Source organism: Klebsiella sp. Lac1, from assembly GCF_009825425.1.
Taxonomy (GTDB): Bacteria; Pseudomonadota; Gammaproteobacteria; order Enterobacterales; family Enterobacteriaceae; genus Klebsiella; species Klebsiella electrica.
This window is the reverse complement of record NZ_VJZJ01000001.1, coordinates 2,872,740-2,891,783: the sequence shown is the minus strand read 5'-3', so window position 1 is coordinate 2,891,783 and position 19,044 is coordinate 2,872,740. Positions and strand designations below refer to the sequence as shown.

Below are 19,044 nucleotides of genomic sequence, written 5' to 3'. Positions count from 1 at the left end.
AACGATTTTTTAATTTGGAAGCATGCTAATGGCTACGATTCATGTAGACGGCAAAGAATACGAGGTCAACGGAGCGGACAACCTGTTAGAGGCCTGTCTCTCTCTTGGTCTTGATATTCCATACTTTTGCTGGCACCCGGCGCTCGGGAGCGTCGGTGCTTGCCGCCAGTGTGCGGTGAAGCAATATCAAAACGCGGAAGACACGCGTGGTCGCCTGGTGATGTCCTGTATGACACCGGCGTCTGACGGCACCTTTATTTCTATCGACGACGGCGAAGCGAAGCAGTTCCGCGAAAGCGTGGTGGAGTGGCTGATGACCAACCACCCGCACGACTGCCCGGTCTGTGAGGAGGGGGGCAACTGCCACCTGCAGGATATGACCGTGATGACCGGTCACAGCTTCCGCCGCTACCGTTTCACCAAGCGTACTCACCGCAACCAGGACCTGGGGCCGTTCATCTCTCACGAAATGAACCGCTGCATCGCCTGCTATCGCTGCGTGCGTTACTACAAAGATTACGCTGACGGTACCGACCTGGGCGTTTACGGTGCGCATGACAACGTCTATTTCGGTCGTCCGGAAGATGGCACGCTGGAGAGCGAATTCTCCGGCAACCTGGTTGAAGTCTGCCCGACCGGCGTCTTTACCGATAAAACGCACTCCGAGCGCTATAACCGTAAATGGGATATGCAGTTTGCGCCGAGCATCTGCCAGCAGTGTTCCATCGGCTGTAACATCAGCCCGGGCGAGCGCTATGGCGAGCTGCGTCGTATCGAAAACCGTTACAACGGTACCGTTAACCGTTACTTCCTCTGCGACCGCGGCCGTTTTGGCTATGGCTATGTGAACCTGAAAGACCGTCCGCGTCAGCCGGTTCAGCGCCGTGGCGATGACTTCATCACTCTCAACGCCGAGCAGGCGATGCAGGGCGCGGCGGATATTCTGCGTCAGTCGAAAAAGGTGATTGGTATCGGCTCGCCGCGCGCCAGCATTGAAAGCAACTTTGCGTTGCGCGAGCTGGTGGGCGTTGAGAACTTCTATACCGGCATTGCGAAGGCTGAGCAGGAACGTCTGCAGATGATGCTGACCGTGCTGCGCGATGGCGGTATTCATACCCCGACGCTGCGCGACATTGAGTCCTACGATGCGGTTCTGGTACTCGGGGAAGATATTACCCAGACCGGCGCCCGCGTCGCGCTCGCCGTACGTCAGGCGGTGAAAGGGAAAGCGCGTGAAATGGCGGCGGCGCAGAAAGTCGCCGACTGGCAGATAGCCGCAATCCTCAACATCGGTCAACGCGCGAAGCATCCGCTGTTTGTCACCAATATTGACGACACCCGTCTTGACGATGTCGCTGCGTGGACCTATCGCGCGCCGGTGGAAGATCAGGCGCGTCTGGGCTTTGCCATTGCCCATGCGCTGGACGAAACCGCTCCGGCGGTGGACGGACTGAGCAGCGATCTGAAAGGCAAAATTGACGTGATCGTTCAGGCGCTGGCCGGGGCGAAGAAACCGCTGATTGTCTCCGGGACTAACGCTGGCAGCATTGAGATTATCCAGGCAGCGGCCAACGTGGCGAAAGCGCTGAAAGGCCGTGGCGCCGATGTCGGTGTGACGATGGTCGCGCGTGCGGTGAACAGCGTCGGTCTCGGCATGATTGGCGGCGGCTCTCTGGAAGAGGCGCTGAGCGAGCTGGAAACCGGCGCCGCCGATGCGGTTGTGGTGCTGGAAAACGATCTGCATCGTCACGCTTCCGCCGCGCGCGTTGACGCCGCGCTGGCCAAAGCGCCGCTGGTGATGGTGGTTGACCATCAGCGCACGGCGATTATGGACAAAGCGCACCTGGTGCTTTCGGCGGCGAGTTTCGCCGAAAGCGACGGAACCGTGGTCAATAACGAAGGGCGCGCGCAGCGTTTCTTCCAGGTCTACGACCCGTCTTACTACGATGCGAATACCGTGATGCTGGAAAGCTGGCGTTGGCTGCACTCGCTGCACAGCACCGTCGACAACCGTCAGGTTGACTGGACGCAGCTGGATCATGTGATTGATGCCGCTATTGCTAAGCTGCCGCAGCTGGCGGGTATTAAAGATGCCGCGCCGGACGCGACCTTCCGTATCCGCGGGCAGAAACTGGCTCGCGAACCGCATCGTTATAGCGGCCGCACGGCAATGCGCGCCAATATCAGCGTGCATGAACCGCGCCAGCCGCAGGATAAAGACACCATGTTCGCCTTCTCGATGGAAGGGAACAACCAGCCGTCTGCGCCGCGCTCGCAAATTCCGTTCGCCTGGGCCCCAGGCTGGAACTCACCGCAGGCGTGGAACAAGTTCCAGGATGAAGTGGGCGGTAAACTGCGCCACGGCGATCCGGGCGTACGCCTGATTGAAGCTTCCGCCAGCGGTCTTGAGTACTTTACCGCAGTGCCGACAGGCTTCCAGGCTGAAGCAGGAAAATGGCGGATTGCGCCGTACTACCATCTGTTCGGCAGCGATGAGCTGTCGCAGCGTTCTCCGGTCTTCCAGAGCCGCATGCCGCAGCCGTACATCAAGCTGAACCCGGCCGATGCCGCGAAGCTTGGCGTCAATGAGGGCGCGATGATTTCGTTCCGCATTGACGGTCAGACGCTCAGTCTCCCGCTGGTGATTTCTGCGGGACTGACGGCAGGGCAGGTGGGTTTACCGATGGGCATGCCGGGTATTGCGCCGGTACTGACCGGAGCACGTATTGACACTCTGCAGGAGGCGAAAGCATGAGTTGGTTAACACCGGATCTCATCGACATTCTGTTAAGCATCCTCAAGGCAGTGGTGATTCTGCTGGTGGTGGTGACCTGCGGCGCGTTCATGAGCTTTGGCGAACGTCGTCTGCTGGGTCTGTTCCAGAACCGCTACGGACCAAACCGTGTCGGCTGGGGCGGCTCGCTGCAGCTCGTCGCCGACATGATCAAGATGTTCTTTAAAGAGGACTGGGTTCCGCGCTTTACAGACCGCGTGATCTTTACTCTGGCGCCGGTTATCGCCTTTACCTCCCTGCTGCTGGCGTTTGCTATCGTGCCGGTCAGCCCGACGTGGGTGGTCGCCGACCTGAACATCGGCATCCTGTTCTTCCTGATGATGGCAGGCCTCGCGGTTTACGCCGTGCTGTTCGCCGGTTGGTCGAGTAACAACAAATACTCGCTGCTGGGGGCGATGCGTGCTTCCGCGCAGACCCTGAGCTACGAAGTGTTCCTCGGTCTGTCGCTGATGGGCGTGGTGGCACAGGCGGGATCGTTCAACATGAGCGATATCGTCAATAACCAGGCGCATCTGTGGAACGTGATTCCGCAGTTCTTCGGCTTTGTCACCTTTGCTATCGCCGGCGTTGCGGTTTGTCACCGTCACCCGTTTGACCAGCCGGAAGCCGAGCAGGAACTGGCCGATGGTTATCACATCGAATATTCCGGCATGAAGTTCGGTCTGTTCTTTGTTGGTGAATACATCGGGATTGTCACCGTCTCAGCGCTGATCGTCACGCTGTTCTTCGGCGGCTGGAATGGCCCATGGTTACCTCCGTTCATCTGGTTCGCGCTGAAAACCGCGTTCTTTATGATGATGTTCATTTTGATCCGCGCATCATTACCGCGTCCGCGCTATGACCAGGTAATGTCCTTTGGCTGGAAGGTATGCCTGCCGTTAACGCTGATCAACTTGTTGGTAACGGCGGCTGTCATTCTCTGGCAGGCGCAATAAGGGGTGAATTGACCATGACCTTAAAAGAATTATTGGTGGGGTTCGGCACCCAGGTCCGCAGTATCTGGATGATCGGGATGCATGCCTTCGCCAAACGTGAGACCCAGATGTACCCGGAAGAGCCGGTATATCTGCCGCCGCGCTACCGTGGCCGTATCGTGCTGACGCGCGACCCGGACGGTGAGGAGCGCTGCGTTGCCTGTAACCTGTGTGCGGTAGCGTGTCCGGTAGGCTGTATCTCTTTGCAGAAAGCAGAGACCAAAGACGGCCGCTGGTACCCGGAGTTTTTCCGTATCAACTTCTCACGCTGCATTTTCTGCGGTCTGTGTGAAGAAGCGTGCCCGACCACGGCGATTCAGTTGACCCCGGACTTCGAACTGGGTGAATACAAGCGTCAGGATCTGGTGTACGAAAAAGAGGATCTGCTGATTTCCGGTCCGGGCAAATACCCGGAATATAACTTCTACCGGATGGCGGGTATGGCAATCGACGGCAAAGATAAGGGCGAAGCAGAGAACGAAGCTAAGCCTATCGACGTCAAGAGCCTGTTACCGTAAGGAGAGGGCAATGGAATTCGCTTTTTATATCTGTGGCCTCATCGCCATCCTCGCGACGCTGCGGGTCATCACCCACACCAATCCGGTGCATGCGTTGCTGTACCTGATTATTTCGCTGTTGGCGATTGCCGGAGTGTTCTTCTCTCTGGGGGCCTACTTTGCCGGTGCGCTGGAAATTATCGTCTACGCCGGGGCCATCATGGTGCTGTTCGTGTTCGTGGTGATGATGCTCAACCTGGGCGGCAGCGAAATCGAGCAGGAACGCAAGTGGCTGCAGCCGGGGATCTGGATTGGTCCGGCCATCCTCTCTGCGGTGCTGCTGGTGGTTATGGTGTATGCCATCCTCGGTCTTAACGATCAGGGCATTGAAGGCAACGCGATAAGCGCGAAAGAAGTGGGTATTGCGCTGTTTGGGCCGTACGTACTGGTGGTGGAGCTGGCCTCCATGCTGCTGCTGGCCGGTCTGGTTGTTGCCTTCCACATTGGCCGCGAAGAGCGCGCCGGCGAAGTGCTGAGCAACCGTCAGGGCGATAGCGACAAAAGAAAAACGGAGGAACACGCATGATTCCCTTAACACATGGGCTGATCCTCGCCGCTGTCCTGTTTGTGCTCGGCCTGACGGGTCTGGTTATCCGCCGCAATCTGCTGTTTATGCTGATTAGCCTGGAAATCATGATCAACGCCGCCGCGCTGGCTTTCGTGGTGGCAGGCAGCTACTGGGGTCAGACCGACGGTCAGATAATGTATATCCTCGCCATCAGCCTCGCGGCTGCGGAAGCGAGTATCGGCCTGGCGCTGCTGCTGCAGCTCCATCGTCGCCGCCAGAACCTGAACATCGATTCAGTAAGTGAGTTGCGTGGATGAACATGCTTGCCTTAACCATTCTTTTGCCATTGATTGGCTTTGTGCTGCTGGCCTTTTCCCGCGGACGCTGGTCGGAAAACCTGTCCGCCACCGTGGGAATGGGGTCAGTCGGCCTGGCGGCGCTGGTGACCGCGTTTGTCGGCGTCGACTTCTTCGCTAACGGCAAACAGGCGGTCAGCGTACCGCTGTGGACCTGGATGTCGGTGGGGGATTTCAACATTGGTTTTAACCTGGTGCTGGATGGTCTCTCGCTGACCATGCTTTCCGTGGTGACCGGCGTTGGCTTCCTGATCCACATGTTCGCCTCCTGGTATATGCGCGGTGAAGAGGGATACTCCCGCTTTTTCGCCTACACCAACCTGTTTATCGCGAGTATGGTGGTGCTGGTACTGGCCGATAACCTGCTGCTGATGTACCTCGGCTGGGAAGGCGTGGGCCTGTGCTCCTATCTGCTGATCGGTTTCTACTACACCGATCCGAAGAACGGCGCCGCGGCGATGAAAGCCTTCGTGGTCACCCGCGTCGGTGACGTGTTCCTCGCGTTCGCGCTGTTCATTCTCTACAACGAGCTGGGCACCCTGAACTTCCGCGAAATGGTCGAACTGGCGCCTGCGCACTTTGCAGCCGGCAACAATATGCTGTGGTGGGCAACGCTGATGCTGCTGGGCGGCGCGGTCGGTAAATCGGCGCAGCTGCCGTTGCAGACCTGGCTTGCGGACGCCATGGCCGGTCCGACGCCGGTTTCTGCCTTGATCCACGCCGCGACCATGGTAACCGCGGGCGTCTACCTGATCGCCCGTACCCATGGCCTGTTCCTGATGACCCCGGAAATTCTCCATCTGGTCGGTATCGTCGGGGCGGTGACGCTGGTGCTGGCAGGCTTTGCTGCGCTGGTTCAGACCGATATCAAACGCGTTCTCGCTTATTCCACCATGAGCCAGATTGGCTACATGTTCCTGGCGCTCGGCGTACAGGCATGGGATGCGGCGATTTTCCACCTGATGACCCACGCGTTCTTTAAAGCGCTGCTGTTCCTCTCGTCCGGTTCGGTCATTCTGGCCTGCCACCACGAGCAGAACATCTTCAAAATGGGCGGCCTGCGTAAGTCGATCCCGCTGGTGTATGTCTGCTTCCTGGTGGGGGGCGCGGCGCTGTCCGCACTGCCGCTCATCACCGCAGGCTTCTTCAGTAAGGACGAAATCCTCGCTGGCGCGATGGCGAATGGCCATATCAATCTGATGGTTGCGGGTCTGGTCGGCGCATTTATGACCTCGCTCTATACCTTCCGGATGATCTTCATCGTCTTCCACGGCAAAGAGCAAATCCATGCGCATGCAGGGAAGGGGATTACCCACCACCTGCCGCTGATTGTGCTGCTGATTCTGTCGACCTTCGTTGGCGCGCTGATTGTTCCGCCGCTGCAGGGCGTATTGCCGCAGACAACCGAACTTGAGCACGGCCGCGTGATGACGCTGGAGATTGCCTCCGGGATTATCGCCATTGCCGGTATTCTGATCGCCGCCTGGCTGTGGCTGGGTCAACGCACGCTGGTGACTGCGGTTGCCAACAGCGCTCCGGGCCGTCTGCTGGGTACCTGGTGGTACAACGCATGGGGCTTCGACTGGTTGTACGACAAAGTGTTCGTGAAACCATTCCTCGGCATCGCGTGGCTGCTGAAGAGCGATCCGCTGAACTCAATGATGAACATTCCGGCTATTCTCTCCCGCTTTGCAGGCAAAGGTCTGCTGTTCAGCGAGAACGGATATTTACGCTGGTATGTGGCATCCATGAGCATCGGCGCGGTTGTCGTGCTGGCGCTGCTGATGGTACTGCGCTGAGTTTGTGGGTTGGGTTGTTTTGCCCGGCGGTGTTGCGCTAGCCGGGCCTACGGCACCGTAGGTCGGATAAGCGAAGCGCCATCCGACATAATGAACCCAAAAAAATTTTTAGAATTCGTTGAAATCTGTTCCTGAAGTACAGGCGTCATCGGCGAAGTCAGGCCGGATACCGCCAGCGCGCAGCAGCCGGAGCGTACTGAGTACGTGAGGATGTTTCGCAACGTTCATCCCTTCGGGGCCGTCCTCAGGACGTTCAAAACGCGAGGCGTTTTGTGTGGACACTGGCAGGATTCGGGCGGGCAAGCAAGGTCGCCTGAGCAGGATAAATATAAGGGACATACTTAGCTATGTTATTACCCTGGTTAATACTAATCCCCTTTATCGGCGGGTTTCTGTGCTGGCAGACTGAACGCTTTGGCGTGAAGGTGCCGCGCTGGATTGCGCTGATTACCATGGGGCTGACGCTGGTGCTCTCGCTGCAGTTGTGGCTGCAGGGCGGCTATTCTCTGACGCAATCTGCGGGCATTCCGCAGTGGCAGTCTGAATTCGTGATGCCGTGGATCCCACGCTTCGGTATTAGCATTCATCTTGCTATCGACGGCCTGTCGCTGCTGATGGTGGTGCTGACCGGTCTGCTTGGCGTGCTGGCGGTGCTGTGTTCGTGGCGCGAAATCGAGAAATACCAGGGCTTTTTCCACCTCAACCTGATGTGGATCCTGGGCGGCGTTATCGGCGTGTTCCTTGCCATCGACATGTTCCTGTTCTTCTTCTTCTGGGAGATGATGCTGGTGCCGATGTACTTCCTGATCGCGTTGTGGGGCCATAAGGCGTCTGACGGTAAAACGCGTATCACGGCGGCAACCAAGTTCTTCATCTATACCCAGGCGAGTGGTCTGGTGATGCTGATTGCCATCCTGGCGCTGGCATTTGTCCACTTCAACGCGACCGGCGTCTGGACCTTCAACTACGAAGATCTGCTGAAAACGCCGATGTCCCACGGCGTGGAATATCTGCTGATGCTCGGCTTCTTCATCGCCTTTGCGGTGAAAATGCCGGTGGTTCCGCTGCATGGCTGGCTGCCGGATGCCCACTCCCAGGCACCGACCGCCGGTTCCGTTGACCTGGCGGGGATCTTGCTGAAAACGGCGGCCTACGGTCTGCTGCGCTTTGCGCTGCCGCTGTTCCCGAACGCCTCCGCCGAGTTTGCGCCAATCGCCATGTGGCTGGGCGTTATCGGTATCTTCTACGGCGCGTGGATGGCTTTCGCCCAGACCGATATCAAACGTCTGATTGCTTACACCTCCGTTTCCCACATGGGCTTCGTGCTGATTGCTATCTACACCGGCAGCCAGCTGGCTTATCAGGGCGCGGTGATTCAGATGATTGCGCACGGTCTGTCCGCTGCGGGTCTGTTTATTCTCTGCGGTCAGCTGTACGAGCGTCTGCATACCCGTGATATGCGCCAGATGGGCGGTCTGTGGAGCAAAATTAAATGGCTGCCGGCGATGTCGATGTTCTTCGCCGTGGCAACCCTGGGGATGCCGGGCACCGGTAACTTCGTCGGCGAATTTATGATTCTGTTCGGCAGCTATAAAGTGGTGCCGCTGATTACCGTGATCTCGACCTTTGGTCTGGTATTCGCTTCCGTTTACTCGCTGTCGATGCTGCATCGCGCCTACTTCGGTAAAGCGAAAAGCGAAGTCGCGGCGAAAGATCTGCCGGGGATGTCCCTGCGTGAACTGTCTATCATCCTGCTGCTGGTGGTGCTGCTGGTGCTGTTGGGCTTCTTCCCGCAGCCGATTCTCGACACCTCGCATGCTGCGATGAGCAACATTCAGCAGTGGTTTGTTAATTCTGTTTCTACTACAAGGCCGTAATTCGCCATGACAATAACTCCACAACAACTGATCGCACTGCTACCGCTGCTGATCGTCGGCTTGACGGTGGTGGTTGTGATGCTCTCCATTGCGTGGCGACGCAATCATTTCCTTAATGCCACGCTGTCGGTTCTCGGGCTTAATGCCGCGCTGGTCTCACTCTGGTTCGTGGGTCAGAACGGGGCGATGGACGTCACGCCGCTGATTCGCGTTGACGGCTACGCGATGCTCTACACCGGGCTGGTGCTGCTGGCGAGCCTGGCCACCTGTACCTTTGCGTACCCGTGGCTTGAGGGATACAAGGACAATAAAGAAGAGTTCTACCTGCTGGTGCTTATCGCCGCGCTGGGTGGCATTCTGCTGGCGGGTGCGAACCATCTGGCGGCGCTGTTCCTCGGTATCGAATTGATTTCGCTGCCGCTGTTCGGTCTCGTTGGTTATGCCTTCCGCCAGAAGCGTTCGCTGGAAGCGAGTATCAAATACACCATTTTGTCCGCCGCAGCCTCTTCATTCCTGCTGTTCGGTATGGCGCTGGTGTATGCGAACTCGGGCAACCTGTCCTTCCTGGCGCTGGGTAAAAGCCTGGCAGACAGCGCGCTGCACGAACCGCTGCTGCTGGCGGGTCTGGGCCTGATGATTGTCGGCCTGGGCTTTAAGCTGTCTCTGGTTCCGTTTCACCTGTGGACGCCGGACGTTTATCAGGGCGCGCCGGCGCCGGTATCAACCTTCCTGGCAACCGCCAGCAAGATTGCTATCTTCGGCGTGGTGATGCGTCTGTTCCTGTACATGCCGGTGGGCAACAGCGAAGCGGTACGCGTGGTGCTGGGCCTGATTGCCTTCGCCTCTATCATCTTCGGTAACCTGATGGCGCTGAGCCAGACCAATATCAAGCGTCTGCTCGGCTACTCCTCCATCTCGCACCTTGGCTATCTGCTGGTAGCGCTGATTGCCCTGCAGAGCGGTGACATGTCGATGGAAGCCGTGGGTGTCTATCTGGCTGGCTATCTGTTCAGCAGCCTCGGCGCGTTCGGCGTAGTCAGCCTGATGTCCAGCCCATACCGTGGTCCGGATGCCGACTCGCTGTACTCCTATCGCGGCCTGTTCTGGCACCGTCCGATTCTGTCAGCGGTGATGACGGTGATGATGCTGTCGCTGGCGGGTATCCCGATGACGCTGGGCTTTATCGGTAAATTCTACGTGCTGGCCGTCGGTGTGCATGCGCACCTGTGGTGGCTGGTTGCTGCCGTGGTGATCGGTTCGGCGATTGGTCTGTACTACTACCTGCGCGTGGCGGTGAGTCTGTACCTGAGCGCGCCGGATAAACTGAATCGCGATGCGCCGTCGAACTGGCAGTATAGCGCGGGCGGTATCGTGGTGCTGATCTCCGCGCTGCTGGTTCTCGTGCTCGGCGTCTGGCCGCAGCCGCTGATTAGCATTGTGCAACTGGCAAAACCGCTGATGTAATCGCCAGGTCCGGGGGTCACACCGCCGGTCCTGCAATCCTGCCTGCCCGTAGCGATACGGGCAGGCATTTTTTTGCCTCGCTGTGCTGTTTTATGCCTTCCGCCCCGGCTAGCTCAGGCTGTAGACCATAAAGTCTTCGGCCAGCAGCGTGCGGGGAAAAACCTCCCGACACTCCGTCAGCAGGCGCAGACAGCCTTCGGCGTCATAGCGCGAACTAAAGTGGGTAGCGATAAACATCCTGACGCCGGCATCGCGGGCCAGCGCCGCTGCTTGCTGGCTCGACGAATGACCGCGGCTGTTGGCTTTTTCCGCCATCGCCTGCTCCAGCGTCGTTTCATGAACCATCAGATCAACGCCGCGCGCCAGCTCAAGCGCCGCCTCGCAGGGGGCCGTATCGCCAAAAATCGCCAGCGTTTTACCCGGTGTCGCCGGACCGAGATAGTGCCGACCATCGATCCGCCGCCCGTCCTCCAGCTCCACCATTTCTCCCTGTTTCAGGCGCTGAAACAGCGGGCCCGGGCTGACGCCGTCGGCAATCAGCCGCGCGGCATCGAGGGTGCCGGGGCGAGGGTGCTCTTCGATACGATAGCCGTAGCATTCAACCGGATGATTCAGCGGATATGCGCTGACCCGATAGCCCCTTTCATCAAAGACCAGACCGGGGCCCACTTCGATAATGGTGAGCGGATAATCGGTCCAGGAACCGCTTAAGCGCAGCGCGGTCTCAACAAACTCCCTGAGCCCCGTCGGACCGTACAGCGTCAGCGGCAGAGAGTTACCCTGCATCGAGCGACTGCACAGCAGTCCGGGGAGGCCGAACAGATGATCGCCGTGGAGGTGAGTAATAAATATCTTATTCAGCTTTCCTGGGTGGTACGGGGTATGCAGAAACTGATGCTGGGTCCCTTCTCCGCAGTCGAACAACCACATCTCCGCTGCCGTCGGCTGTTGCAAATTCAGCACGATAGACGTCATATTACGTGCACGGGTCGGCACGCCTGCGGATGTCCCCAAAAATGTCAATTCCATCGTCCAGTGTCCTCAGGGCGTGGGTGAAAAAACTCAAGTATACAGGAGCAGTCAATGATTACATGGCAGGATCTTCACCACGCAGAGCTGACCGTTCCGCAGCTGTACGCTTTGCTGCAACTACGTTGCGCGGTATTTATCGTCGAACAAAACTGCCCTTATCAGGATATTGACGGCGACGACCTGATTGGTGATAACCGCCATCTGCTCGGCTGGCGAGGCGATGAGCTGGTCGCCTGCGCGCGCATTTTGAAAAGCGACGAGGATATTGAACCGGTGGTGATTGGTCGGGTCATTGTCAGCCCGGCGGTGCGCGGCGAGAAACTGGGGTATCAGCTGATGGAGCAGGCGCTGGCCAGCTGTCGTCGTCATTGGCCGCACAAGGCTATCTATCTCGGCGCCCAGGCGCACCTGCAACGTTTTTACGCCAGCTTCGGTTTTCAGCCGGTGACCGACATTTATGATGAGGACGGTATTGCGCATATCGGCATGGCCCGCGAAGCGGTCGCCGGTTAAGCGTCGTTAACGTAACCAACTAAAAAATATATACTTTTTTCCCTTCAGCCTGTCCGGTCTGGCCGCCGCCGTATGCGGAAAGTCCGCTCCCTCATTATGGGTACTGCAATTTCACGCCAGTACCCCGTATAATCTGTGGTTTTTATTCTGTGGAGGTTTGCGTGCTGTCTGTTTCCACTGCGCTGGAACGCTTACGTGACTGCCTGTCTGACGATTTTCCGCCGTTGTCCGGTACGCGAATTTTCGATATCCCTTTCCCGCTTCATGACGCTTTTGACCCCCTTCTGTGGTGCGGTCATCAAGCGCAGTGGCCGCAGTTTTACTGGCAGCAGCGCAATGGCGATGAAGAGCTTGCCGCGCTTGGCGCGGTAAAAACCTTCCCCTCTTTGGCCGAGGCTCATGGCTTCTTGCAGCGTCAGGGGCTGGCGGATTTACGTATTTGCGGCCTGAACGCGTTTAACCCGCAGGAAGGGGCGCTATTTTTGCCGCGGCTGGAGTGGCGTCGGGTCGGGGGAAAAGCCACCCTGCGCCTGCTGCTGAGTAGCGAGACGTCACTGCGCGAAGAGGCCAGCGCGGCCCGGGCGTTTCTCCAGGGGCTCACCCCTGACCAGGCGCTGCCCGCCGCTCTGCCGCCGGTGCTCAGCGAGCAGCACTCCCCGGACTATCCGCAATGGTATGCGTTGATTGAGCAGGCAACTCAGGCGATTGCCGCAGGGGAGATGGATAAAGTGGTGCTGGCGCGGGCCACCGATGTCCGGTTTGCTCTGCCGCCGGATCCGCTGGCGATCGTGGCCGCCAGCCGACGTAGCAATCACCGCTGTTTTCATTTCATGATGGCCTTTAACGCGCAGCGGACATTCTTTGGTTCAACGCCGGAGCGGCTGTGGCGTCGGCGCGGGACGCTGCTGCGCACCGAAGCGCTGGCCGGGACCGTTGCCAGCCATCCCGACGATCGCCAGGCGCAGTTGTTGGCCGACTGGCTGATGAAAGATGATAAAAACCAGCGCGAGAATATGCTGGTGGTGGAGGATATCTGCCAGCGTCTGCAGGATGACGTCCGTTCGCTGGACGTCCTGCCGCCGCAGGTGGTGCGGCTGCGTAAAGTACAGCATCTGCGCCGCTGCATCTGGGCTGAACTCTACCGGCCTGACGATACCCGCTGCCTGCATCAGCTGCAGCCGACCGCCGCGGTCGCAGGATTACCGCGTCGGGCGGCGCTGGCCTTTATTACCCGCCATGAACCTTTCACCCGGGAATGGTACGCCGGTTCCGCTGGCTACCTGGCGCTGGCGCAAAGCGAATTTTGCGTGGCCCTGCGTTCGGCGCTCGTCGAAAATGCCACGCTCAGGCTGTATGCCGGCGCCGGGATTGTCAGCGGTTCCGATCCTGAGCAGGAGTGGCAGGAGATAGAAAATAAGGCGGCGGGGCTGCGTTCATTATTACTGACAAAAGCGTAGATAAACGACTCATATCAATACTCCATTACTTTGTATTACCTATACTTAGCCTCAATATTTGATACCGGACAATTTCATGTCAGTAAGCGCATTTAACCGACGCTGGGCGGCGGTGATCCTCGAAGCATTGACTCGCCACGGCGTGCAGCATATTTGTATTGCGCCGGGCTCGCGCTCGACACCTCTTACCCTGGCTGCGGCGGAAAACCGCGCGTTTATTCCCCACACTCATTTCGATGAGCGCGGTCTTGGCCATCTGGCGCTGGGGCTGGCAAAAGCCAGCCGGCAGCCGGTGGCGGTGATTGTCACGTCCGGAACGGCGACGGCTAACCTCTATCCGGCCTTAATTGAGGCGGGCCTGACCGGTGAAAAGCTGATCCTGCTTACCGCCGATCGTCCCCCGGAGCTGATTGACTGCGGCGCGAATCAGGCTATCCGCCAGCCGGGGATGTTTGCCTCTCATCCCTCGCAGACGCTGTCGTTGCCGCGCCCGTCGCAGGATGTGCCCGCGCGCTGGCTGGTGTCGACGATTGATCAGGCGCTGGGCGCCCTGCATTCCGGCGGTATCCATATCAACTGTCCGTTCGCCGAACCGCTGTATGGCGAGATGGATGATACCGGCGTGGAGTGGCAGCAGCAGCTCGGCGCGTGGTGGCAAAGTGATAAACCCTGGCTGCGGCACTCCCTGCAGCTGGAAAGCGAAAAGCAGCGCGACTGGTTTTTCTGGCGGCAAAAGCGGGGCGTTGTCGTCGCGGGCCGCATGAGCGCCGCTGAAGGTAAAAAAGTTGCCGGGTGGGCAAAAACGCTCGGCTGGCCGCTGATTGGCGATGTCCTTTCCCAGACCGGGCAGCCGCTGCCGTGCGCCGACCTGTGGCTAGCGAACGGCAAAGCGGTGAGCGAACTGCAGCAGGCGCAAATCGTTGTGCAGCTGGGCAGCAGCCTCACCGGTAAACGCGTGCTGCAGTGGCAGGCCACCTGTGAACCGGAAGAATACTGGGTCGTGGACGATCTCCCCGGTCGCCTCGACCCGGCCCATCACCGCGGTCGTCGGCTGATTTGCCCGGTGGAACAGTGGCTGGATCTGCATCCGGCGGAAAGCCGCCAGCCGTGGGCGACGACGATCCCTGTGCTGTCGCGACAGGCCTGGCAGGCGGCGGCCGAGCGCAGTGAGGCGTTTGGCGAAGCCCAGCTGGCTCACCGGATTCGCCGCTATCTTCCGGATCAGGGGCAGCTGTTTGTCGGTAACAGCCTGGTGGTTCGGTTAATTGATGCCCTGGCGCAGTTGCCGGCGGGATACCCGGTTTACAGCAACCGCGGCGCCAGCGGTATTGATGGCCTGCTGGCGACGGCGGCAGGGGTCCAGCGAGCCAGCGCCCGCCCGACCCTGGCGATCGTCGGCGATCTTTCCGCGCTCTACGATCTGAACTCGCTGGCGTTGCTGCGTCAGGCCTCTGCGCCGCTGGTGCTGATGGTGGTAAACAACAACGGCGGACAGATCTTCTCTTTACTGCCGACGCCGCAGGATCAACGGCGGCAGTTTTATCTGATGCCGCAGGATGTTAATTTCGGCCATGCGGCGGCGATGTTTGGCCTTCATTATCACCGTCCGGACAGCTGGGAGGCTCTGGAAGCGGCGCTGGCTGGCGCCTGGCAGCTTCCTGGCGCCACGCTGATTGAGCTGGTGGTGAATGAGACGGAAGGCACCCATACTTTGCAACAGCTGCTGGCGCAGGTCAGCCGACTATGAGTCTGCACGCCCGGTGCGAAAAGGGGCAGTCGGGCTATCCCTGGCTGGTGTTTTTACACGGTTTTTCCGGCGACAGCCGGGAGTGGCAAACGGTGGGCTCCGCGTTCAGCGCTTATCCGCGGTTGTATATTGATCTGCCGGGTCACGGTGGTTCGCGCGAGGTCAGGGTCAGCGGGTTTGCTGAGGTCAGCCTGCGGCTGGCGGAAACGCTGGCGCACTATCATGTCCGGGACTACTGGTTGATTGGCTACTCGCTGGGCGGGCGTATTGCGCTGTTTTTTGCCGGTCAGCCGCGGCGCGGGCTGTGTGGGCTGGTCGTCGAGGGGGGGCATCCCGGTCTGCAGGATGCGCGCCAACGCCGCCAGCGCGCTTGTCGCGATGCCGCCTGGGCGGAGCGTTTTCGCCGCGAGCCGCTGGCGCAGGTTTTTGCCGACTGGTACCAGCAGCCGGTTTTCGCCAGCTTAAGTACGCCGCAGCGGGAAGCGCTTGTGGCGCTGCGCAGCCACAACAGCGGCGCCAGTCTTGCCGCGATGCTGGAGGCGACCTCCCTTGCCGCACAGCCCGACCTGCGCGCGCAACTCCGCGCCCGGCGCTACCCTGTTCATTATCTTTGTGGCGAGCGCGATGCGAAGTTTCGCGCCATTGCGCGCGACGTCGCCGCCACGACACATATTATTCATCATGCCGGGCATAACGCGCATCGGGAAAATCCTGCGGCGGTGGTGTCATGTCTGGCCCAGTTTTTAGCGAGTTAACCAAAGGACATTCTATGATCTCTCTTGATGAAGCAATGCTCTATGCCCCTGTGGAATGGCACGATTGCTCCGAAGGCTACACCGACATTCGTTACCAGAAGTCGACGGACGGGATGGCTAAAATCACCATTAACCGCCCGCAGGTGCGCAATGCGTTCCGCCCGCTGACCGTGAAAGAGATGATTCAGGCGCTGTCCGATGCCCGATATGACGACAATATCGGCGTCATTATCCTCACCGGCGAAGGTGATAAAGCATTCTGCGCCGGCGGCGACCAGAAGGTACGCGGCGATTACGGCGGCTACCAGGATGATTCCGGCGTCCACCACCTGAACGTGCTGGATTTCCAGCGCCAGATCCGCACCTGCCCGAAACCGATTGTGGCGATGGTGGCGGGGTATTCCATCGGCGGCGGTCACGTTCTGCATATGATGTGCGATCTGACGATTGCCGCGGAAAATGCCATCTTCGGCCAGACCGGCCCGAAAGTCGGCTCATTTGACGGCGGCTGGGGCGCATCCTACATGGCGCGGATCGTCGGACAGAAAAAGGCGCGCGAAATCTGGTTCCTGTGCCGCCAGTACGATGCGCAGCAGGCGCTGGACATGGGGCTGGTCAACACCGTGGTCCCGCTGGCGGATCTGGAAAAAGAGACCGTCCGCTGGTGTCGCGAAATGCTGCAAAACAGCCCGATGGCGCTGCGCTGCCTGAAGGCGGCGCTGAATGCCGATTGCGATGGTCAGGCGGGGCTGCAGGAGCTGGCGGGGAACGCCACCATGCTGTTCTACATGACCGAAGAGGGGCAGGAAGGGCGCAACGCCTTCAACCAGAAACGTCAGCCGGACTTCAGCAAATTTAAACGGAATCCATAATGCGTCAGGCGCAGGTTTACCGCTGGCAGGTACCGATGGACGCGGGCGTGGTGCTGCGCGAACGGCGGTTAAAAACTCGCGATGGACTGTTCATTCACCTGCAGGAGGGTGAATGCCAGGGATGGGGCGAAATTGCGCCTCTGCCGGGCTTTAGCGCGGAAACGCTGGAGGAGGCGCAGTCCGCGCTGGTGGCATGGGCGAGAGCCTGGCGGCAGGGCGAGAACCTGCCCGAGCCGTCTCTGCCTTCCGTGGCCTTCGGCGTCAGCTGTGCGCTGGCGGAGCTGAACGATGACCTGCCGCAGGAGGCGGAGTATCGCGCGGTGCCGCTGTGCACCGGCGACCCGGACGAACTGTTTGCCCGGCTGGCGGCACTGCCCGGTGAAAAGGTCGCGAAGGTCAAGATCGGCCTATATGAAGCGGTGCGTGACGGCATGGTGGTTAACCTGCTGCTGGAAGCGATTCCCGACCTGCAGCTACGTCTGGACGCCAACCGCGCCTGGACGCCGCTCAAAGCGCAGCAGTTTGCGAAATATGTCCATCCGCAGTACCGCCACCGTATCGCCTTCCTTGAAGAACCGTGCAAAACCCGCGACGACTCGCGGGCTTTTGCCCGGGAAACCGGCATCGCCATTGCCTGGGATGAAAGCCTGCGTGAGGCGGATTTTCGTTTTCAGGCGGAGCCGGGTTTGCGTGCGCTGGTGATCAAGCCGACGCTCACCGGTAGCCTGCGTAAAGTGCGGGAGCAGGTTGCCACGGCTCATGCGCTGGGGCTGACGGCGGTGATCAGCTCATCGATCGAATCAAGCCTTGGACTGACGCAGCTGGCGCGGATTGCCGCCTGGCTGACGCCGCAGACCCTTCCCGGCCTGGATACGCTGGCATTGATGCGCGCGCAGCTGGTTCGCCCCTGGCCTGACAGCCCGTTACCCTGTCTGAACAGTGATGAGCTGGAGCCGCTGCTGTGACCTTTAGCGACTGGCCATGGCGCCACTGGCGTCAGCTGCGTGGCGAGGCCCCGGCGGTACGCCTGAACGACGTTGTCCTGAACTGGCGGCAGCTGTGCGCCGAGGTTGACGCGCTGGCCGGCGGATTCCGCGCCCAGGGGGTTAATGAAGGAGAGGGCGTGCTGCTGCGAGCCTATAACCAGCCGTCGGCATTGCTGGCATGGCTGGCGCTGCTGCAGTGCGGCGCCCGGGTGCTTCCCCTCAATCCGCAGCTACCGCCTTCGCTGCTGGCGGCATTGTTACCCTCCCTCGATCTGCGTTATGCGCTGGTGCTGAACGGCGATCCGCTCGCCCTCGACTTTGTACCGCTGGCGCTGCAACGGACGGCGGGTGATTCGCCGCTGCTCTGGCGCGAAGAACGTCTGGCGTCAATGACGCTCACCTCCGGTTCTACGGGGTTGCCGAAGGCCGCTGTACACAGCTGTCGGGCGCATCTTGCCAGCGCCGAAGGTGTGCTGGCGATGATCCCGCTGGCGTCGGATGATGACTGGCTGCTGTCGCTGCCGCTGTTTCATGTTTCCGGCCAGGGTATTCTCTGGCGCTGGCTGCTGGCGGGCGCTCGCCTGACGGTAGGGGAAAGGCAACCGCTGGAACAGGCATTGCAAGGCTGTACGCATGCTTCGCTGGTGCCCACTCAGCTCTGGCGGTTGCTCAATAGCGAGGCCGATGTGTCGTTGAAGGCGGTGTTGCTGGGCGGTGCGGCGATTCCCGTCGCGCTGACCGAACAGGCGCGCGCCCGGGGCATTCGCTGCTGGTGTGGCTATGGTCTGACGGAGTTCGCCTCGACGGTATGCGGTAAAGAGGCGGATGGCGCGCCGGATGTCGGCCAGCCGCTGCCGGGGCGCGCGCTGAAAATCGTTGAGGGCGAGGTCTGGCTACGTGCCGACAGCATGGCCGCTGGCTACTGGCGCGATGGCGGGGTGCTGCCGCTGGTCAACGAACAGGGCTGGTTTGCCACTCGCGATCGCGGCGAGCTCAGGGAGGGCAAACTGACGCTGCTTGGGCGGATGGATAACCTCTTTTTCAGCGGTGGGGAAAGTATCCAGCCTGAAGAGGTGGAGCGGGTGCTGCTGGCGCATCCGCAGATTCAGCAGGCGTTTATCGTGCCGTTAGACGATGCGGAGTTTGGTCAGCGTCCGGTGGCGGTGGTGGAGTGCGATGCGCAGTGCGATGTCACCGCGCTGGCGGTCTGGGCCCAGGATAAGCTGGCCCGTTTTCAGCAGCCGGTACGCTGGCTGGCGTTACCTGATTCGTTGAAAACCGGCGGGATTAAAATCTCCCGCCGGGCATTACGTGACTGGGTTAATGCGGCGCCAGGCCGCCAGACCTGTTAAC

General features: G+C 59.9%; 17 protein-coding genes. 15 read left to right on the top strand and 2 right to left on the bottom strand.

Going from position 1 to position 19,044, the window contains the following annotated elements:
- Positions 1-28 precede the first annotated feature (28 nt).
- From nuoG to nuoL, 6 genes are read left to right on the top strand one after another with little or no spacing between them, the layout of a single operon-like run.
- The gene (gene nuoG / locus FNY10_RS14075) at positions 29-2,755 is read left to right on the top strand and encodes an NADH-quinone oxidoreductase subunit NuoG (RefSeq protein ID WP_141964091.1); all 2,727 of its coding nucleotides are present in this window, start codon (positions 29-31) and stop codon (positions 2,753-2,755) included.
- On the top strand, positions 2,752-3,729 hold the full coding sequence (gene nuoH, locus FNY10_RS14070; RefSeq protein WP_004865093.1) for an NADH-quinone oxidoreductase subunit NuoH: 978 nt from the start codon (positions 2,752-2,754) through the stop codon (positions 3,727-3,729). Before nuoG ends, nuoH begins: the two co-directional genes overlap by 4 nt.
- A 14-nt stretch (positions 3,730-3,743) precedes the next feature.
- On the top strand, positions 3,744-4,286 hold the full coding sequence (gene nuoI / locus FNY10_RS14065; RefSeq protein ID WP_004865092.1) for an NADH-quinone oxidoreductase subunit NuoI: 543 nt from the start codon (positions 3,744-3,746) through the stop codon (positions 4,284-4,286).
- 10 nt (positions 4,287-4,296) lie between these two features.
- Positions 4,297-4,851, top strand: a complete 555-nt coding sequence (gene nuoJ / locus FNY10_RS14060) for an NADH-quinone oxidoreductase subunit J (protein ID WP_100682776.1) — start codon at positions 4,297-4,299, stop codon at positions 4,849-4,851.
- Positions 4,848-5,150: an NADH-quinone oxidoreductase subunit NuoK gene (gene nuoK / locus FNY10_RS14055; protein ID WP_100682775.1), complete on the top strand. Its 303-nt coding sequence runs from the start codon at positions 4,848-4,850 to the stop codon at positions 5,148-5,150. Before nuoJ ends, nuoK begins: the two co-directional genes overlap by 4 nt.
- The gene (gene nuoL / locus FNY10_RS14050; protein WP_131048216.1) at positions 5,147-6,988 is read left to right on the top strand and encodes an NADH-quinone oxidoreductase subunit L; all 1,842 of its coding nucleotides are present in this window, start codon (positions 5,147-5,149) and stop codon (positions 6,986-6,988) included. The genes nuoK and nuoL overlap by 4 nt, the downstream gene beginning before the upstream one ends.
- Before the next feature lie 108 nt (positions 6,989-7,096).
- Here the strand turns inward: nuoL and FNY10_RS14045 are convergent, their stop codons facing one another.
- On the bottom strand, positions 7,097-7,270 hold the full coding sequence (locus FNY10_RS14045) for a hypothetical protein (protein WP_160702884.1): 174 nt from the start codon (positions 7,268-7,270) through the stop codon (positions 7,097-7,099).
- A 65-nt stretch (positions 7,271-7,335) separates the two neighbouring features.
- Between FNY10_RS14045 and nuoM the strand changes: the two genes are divergently transcribed.
- Complete coding sequence (nuoM, locus tag FNY10_RS14040; protein ID WP_100682773.1) at positions 7,336-8,865, top strand: NADH-quinone oxidoreductase subunit M; 1,530 nt, start codon at positions 7,336-7,338, stop codon at positions 8,863-8,865.
- A 6-nt stretch (positions 8,866-8,871) separates the two neighbouring features.
- Positions 8,872-10,329: an NADH-quinone oxidoreductase subunit NuoN gene (nuoN, locus tag FNY10_RS14035; RefSeq protein ID WP_100682772.1), complete on the top strand. Its 1,458-nt coding sequence runs from the start codon at positions 8,872-8,874 to the stop codon at positions 10,327-10,329.
- A 108-nt stretch (positions 10,330-10,437) separates the two neighbouring features.
- Here the strand turns inward: nuoN and rnz are convergent, their stop codons facing one another.
- Complete coding sequence (rnz, locus tag FNY10_RS14030; protein ID WP_141964093.1) at positions 10,438-11,358, bottom strand: ribonuclease Z; 921 nt, start codon at positions 11,356-11,358, stop codon at positions 10,438-10,440.
- A gap of 54 nt (positions 11,359-11,412) precedes the next feature.
- On the opposite strand from rnz, the gene FNY10_RS14025 reads away from it, so the two are divergent.
- From FNY10_RS14025 to menE, 7 genes are all read left to right on the top strand, one after another.
- Positions 11,413-11,874 (top strand): GNAT family N-acetyltransferase, encoded by a 462-nt coding sequence (locus tag FNY10_RS14025; protein WP_160702882.1) that lies wholly within the window; start codon positions 11,413-11,415, stop codon positions 11,872-11,874.
- 161 nt (positions 11,875-12,035) lie between these two features.
- Positions 12,036-13,331 (top strand): isochorismate synthase MenF, encoded by a 1,296-nt coding sequence (gene menF, locus FNY10_RS14020; RefSeq protein WP_160702880.1) that lies wholly within the window; start codon positions 12,036-12,038, stop codon positions 13,329-13,331.
- A gap of 76 nt (positions 13,332-13,407) precedes the next feature.
- Positions 13,408-15,078 (top strand): 2-succinyl-5-enolpyruvyl-6-hydroxy-3-cyclohexene-1-carboxylic-acid synthase, encoded by a 1,671-nt coding sequence (gene menD / locus FNY10_RS14015; protein WP_141964100.1) that lies wholly within the window; start codon positions 13,408-13,410, stop codon positions 15,076-15,078.
- Positions 15,075-15,833 carry a 2-succinyl-6-hydroxy-2,4-cyclohexadiene-1-carboxylate synthase gene (gene menH, locus FNY10_RS14010; protein WP_160702878.1) on the top strand — a complete coding sequence of 253 codons (759 nt, stop codon included), beginning with the start codon at positions 15,075-15,077 and terminating at the stop codon, positions 15,831-15,833. Before menD ends, menH begins: the two co-directional genes overlap by 4 nt.
- A gap of 14 nt (positions 15,834-15,847) precedes the next feature.
- Positions 15,848-16,705 (top strand): 1,4-dihydroxy-2-naphthoyl-CoA synthase, encoded by an 858-nt coding sequence (menB, locus tag FNY10_RS14005; RefSeq protein ID WP_100682766.1) that lies wholly within the window; start codon positions 15,848-15,850, stop codon positions 16,703-16,705.
- Complete coding sequence (menC, locus tag FNY10_RS14000) at positions 16,705-17,670, top strand: o-succinylbenzoate synthase (protein WP_160702876.1); 966 nt, start codon at positions 16,705-16,707, stop codon at positions 17,668-17,670. Before menB ends, menC begins: the two co-directional genes overlap by 1 nt.
- Positions 17,667-19,043, top strand: coding sequence for an o-succinylbenzoate--CoA ligase (gene menE, locus FNY10_RS13995; RefSeq protein ID WP_141964106.1), 1,377 nt, complete (start codon positions 17,667-17,669; stop codon positions 19,041-19,043). The genes menC and menE overlap by 4 nt, the downstream gene beginning before the upstream one ends.
- Position 19,044: the final 1 nt, after the last annotated feature.

Bases quoted from the DNA above. Each gene is read 5' to 3' on its own strand.
- nuoG (WP_141964091.1), top strand. From the start codon at position 29: ATGGCTACGATTCATGTAGACGGCAAAGAATACGAGGTCAACGGAGCG.
- nuoH (WP_004865093.1), top strand. From the start codon at position 2,752: ATGAGTTGGTTAACACCGGATCTCATCGACATTCTGTTAAGCATCCTC.
- nuoI (WP_004865092.1), top strand. From the start codon at position 3,744: ATGACCTTAAAAGAATTATTGGTGGGGTTCGGCACCCAGGTCCGCAGT.
- nuoJ (WP_100682776.1), top strand. From the start codon at position 4,297: ATGGAATTCGCTTTTTATATCTGTGGCCTCATCGCCATCCTCGCGACG.
- nuoK (WP_100682775.1), top strand. From the start codon at position 4,848: ATGATTCCCTTAACACATGGGCTGATCCTCGCCGCTGTCCTGTTTGTG.
- nuoL (WP_131048216.1), top strand. From the start codon at position 5,147: ATGAACATGCTTGCCTTAACCATTCTTTTGCCATTGATTGGCTTTGTG.
- nuoM (WP_100682773.1), top strand. From the start codon at position 7,336: ATGTTATTACCCTGGTTAATACTAATCCCCTTTATCGGCGGGTTTCTG.
- nuoN (WP_100682772.1), top strand. From the start codon at position 8,872: ATGACAATAACTCCACAACAACTGATCGCACTGCTACCGCTGCTGATC.
- rnz (WP_141964093.1), bottom strand. From the start codon at position 11,358: ATGGAATTGACATTTTTGGGGACATCCGCAGGCGTGCCGACCCGTGCA.
- FNY10_RS14025 (WP_160702882.1), top strand. From the start codon at position 11,413: ATGATTACATGGCAGGATCTTCACCACGCAGAGCTGACCGTTCCGCAG.
- menD (WP_141964100.1), top strand. From the start codon at position 13,408: ATGTCAGTAAGCGCATTTAACCGACGCTGGGCGGCGGTGATCCTCGAA.
- menH (WP_160702878.1), top strand. From the start codon at position 15,075: ATGAGTCTGCACGCCCGGTGCGAAAAGGGGCAGTCGGGCTATCCCTGG.
- menB (WP_100682766.1), top strand. From the start codon at position 15,848: ATGATCTCTCTTGATGAAGCAATGCTCTATGCCCCTGTGGAATGGCAC.
- menC (WP_160702876.1), top strand. From the start codon at position 16,705: ATGCGTCAGGCGCAGGTTTACCGCTGGCAGGTACCGATGGACGCGGGC.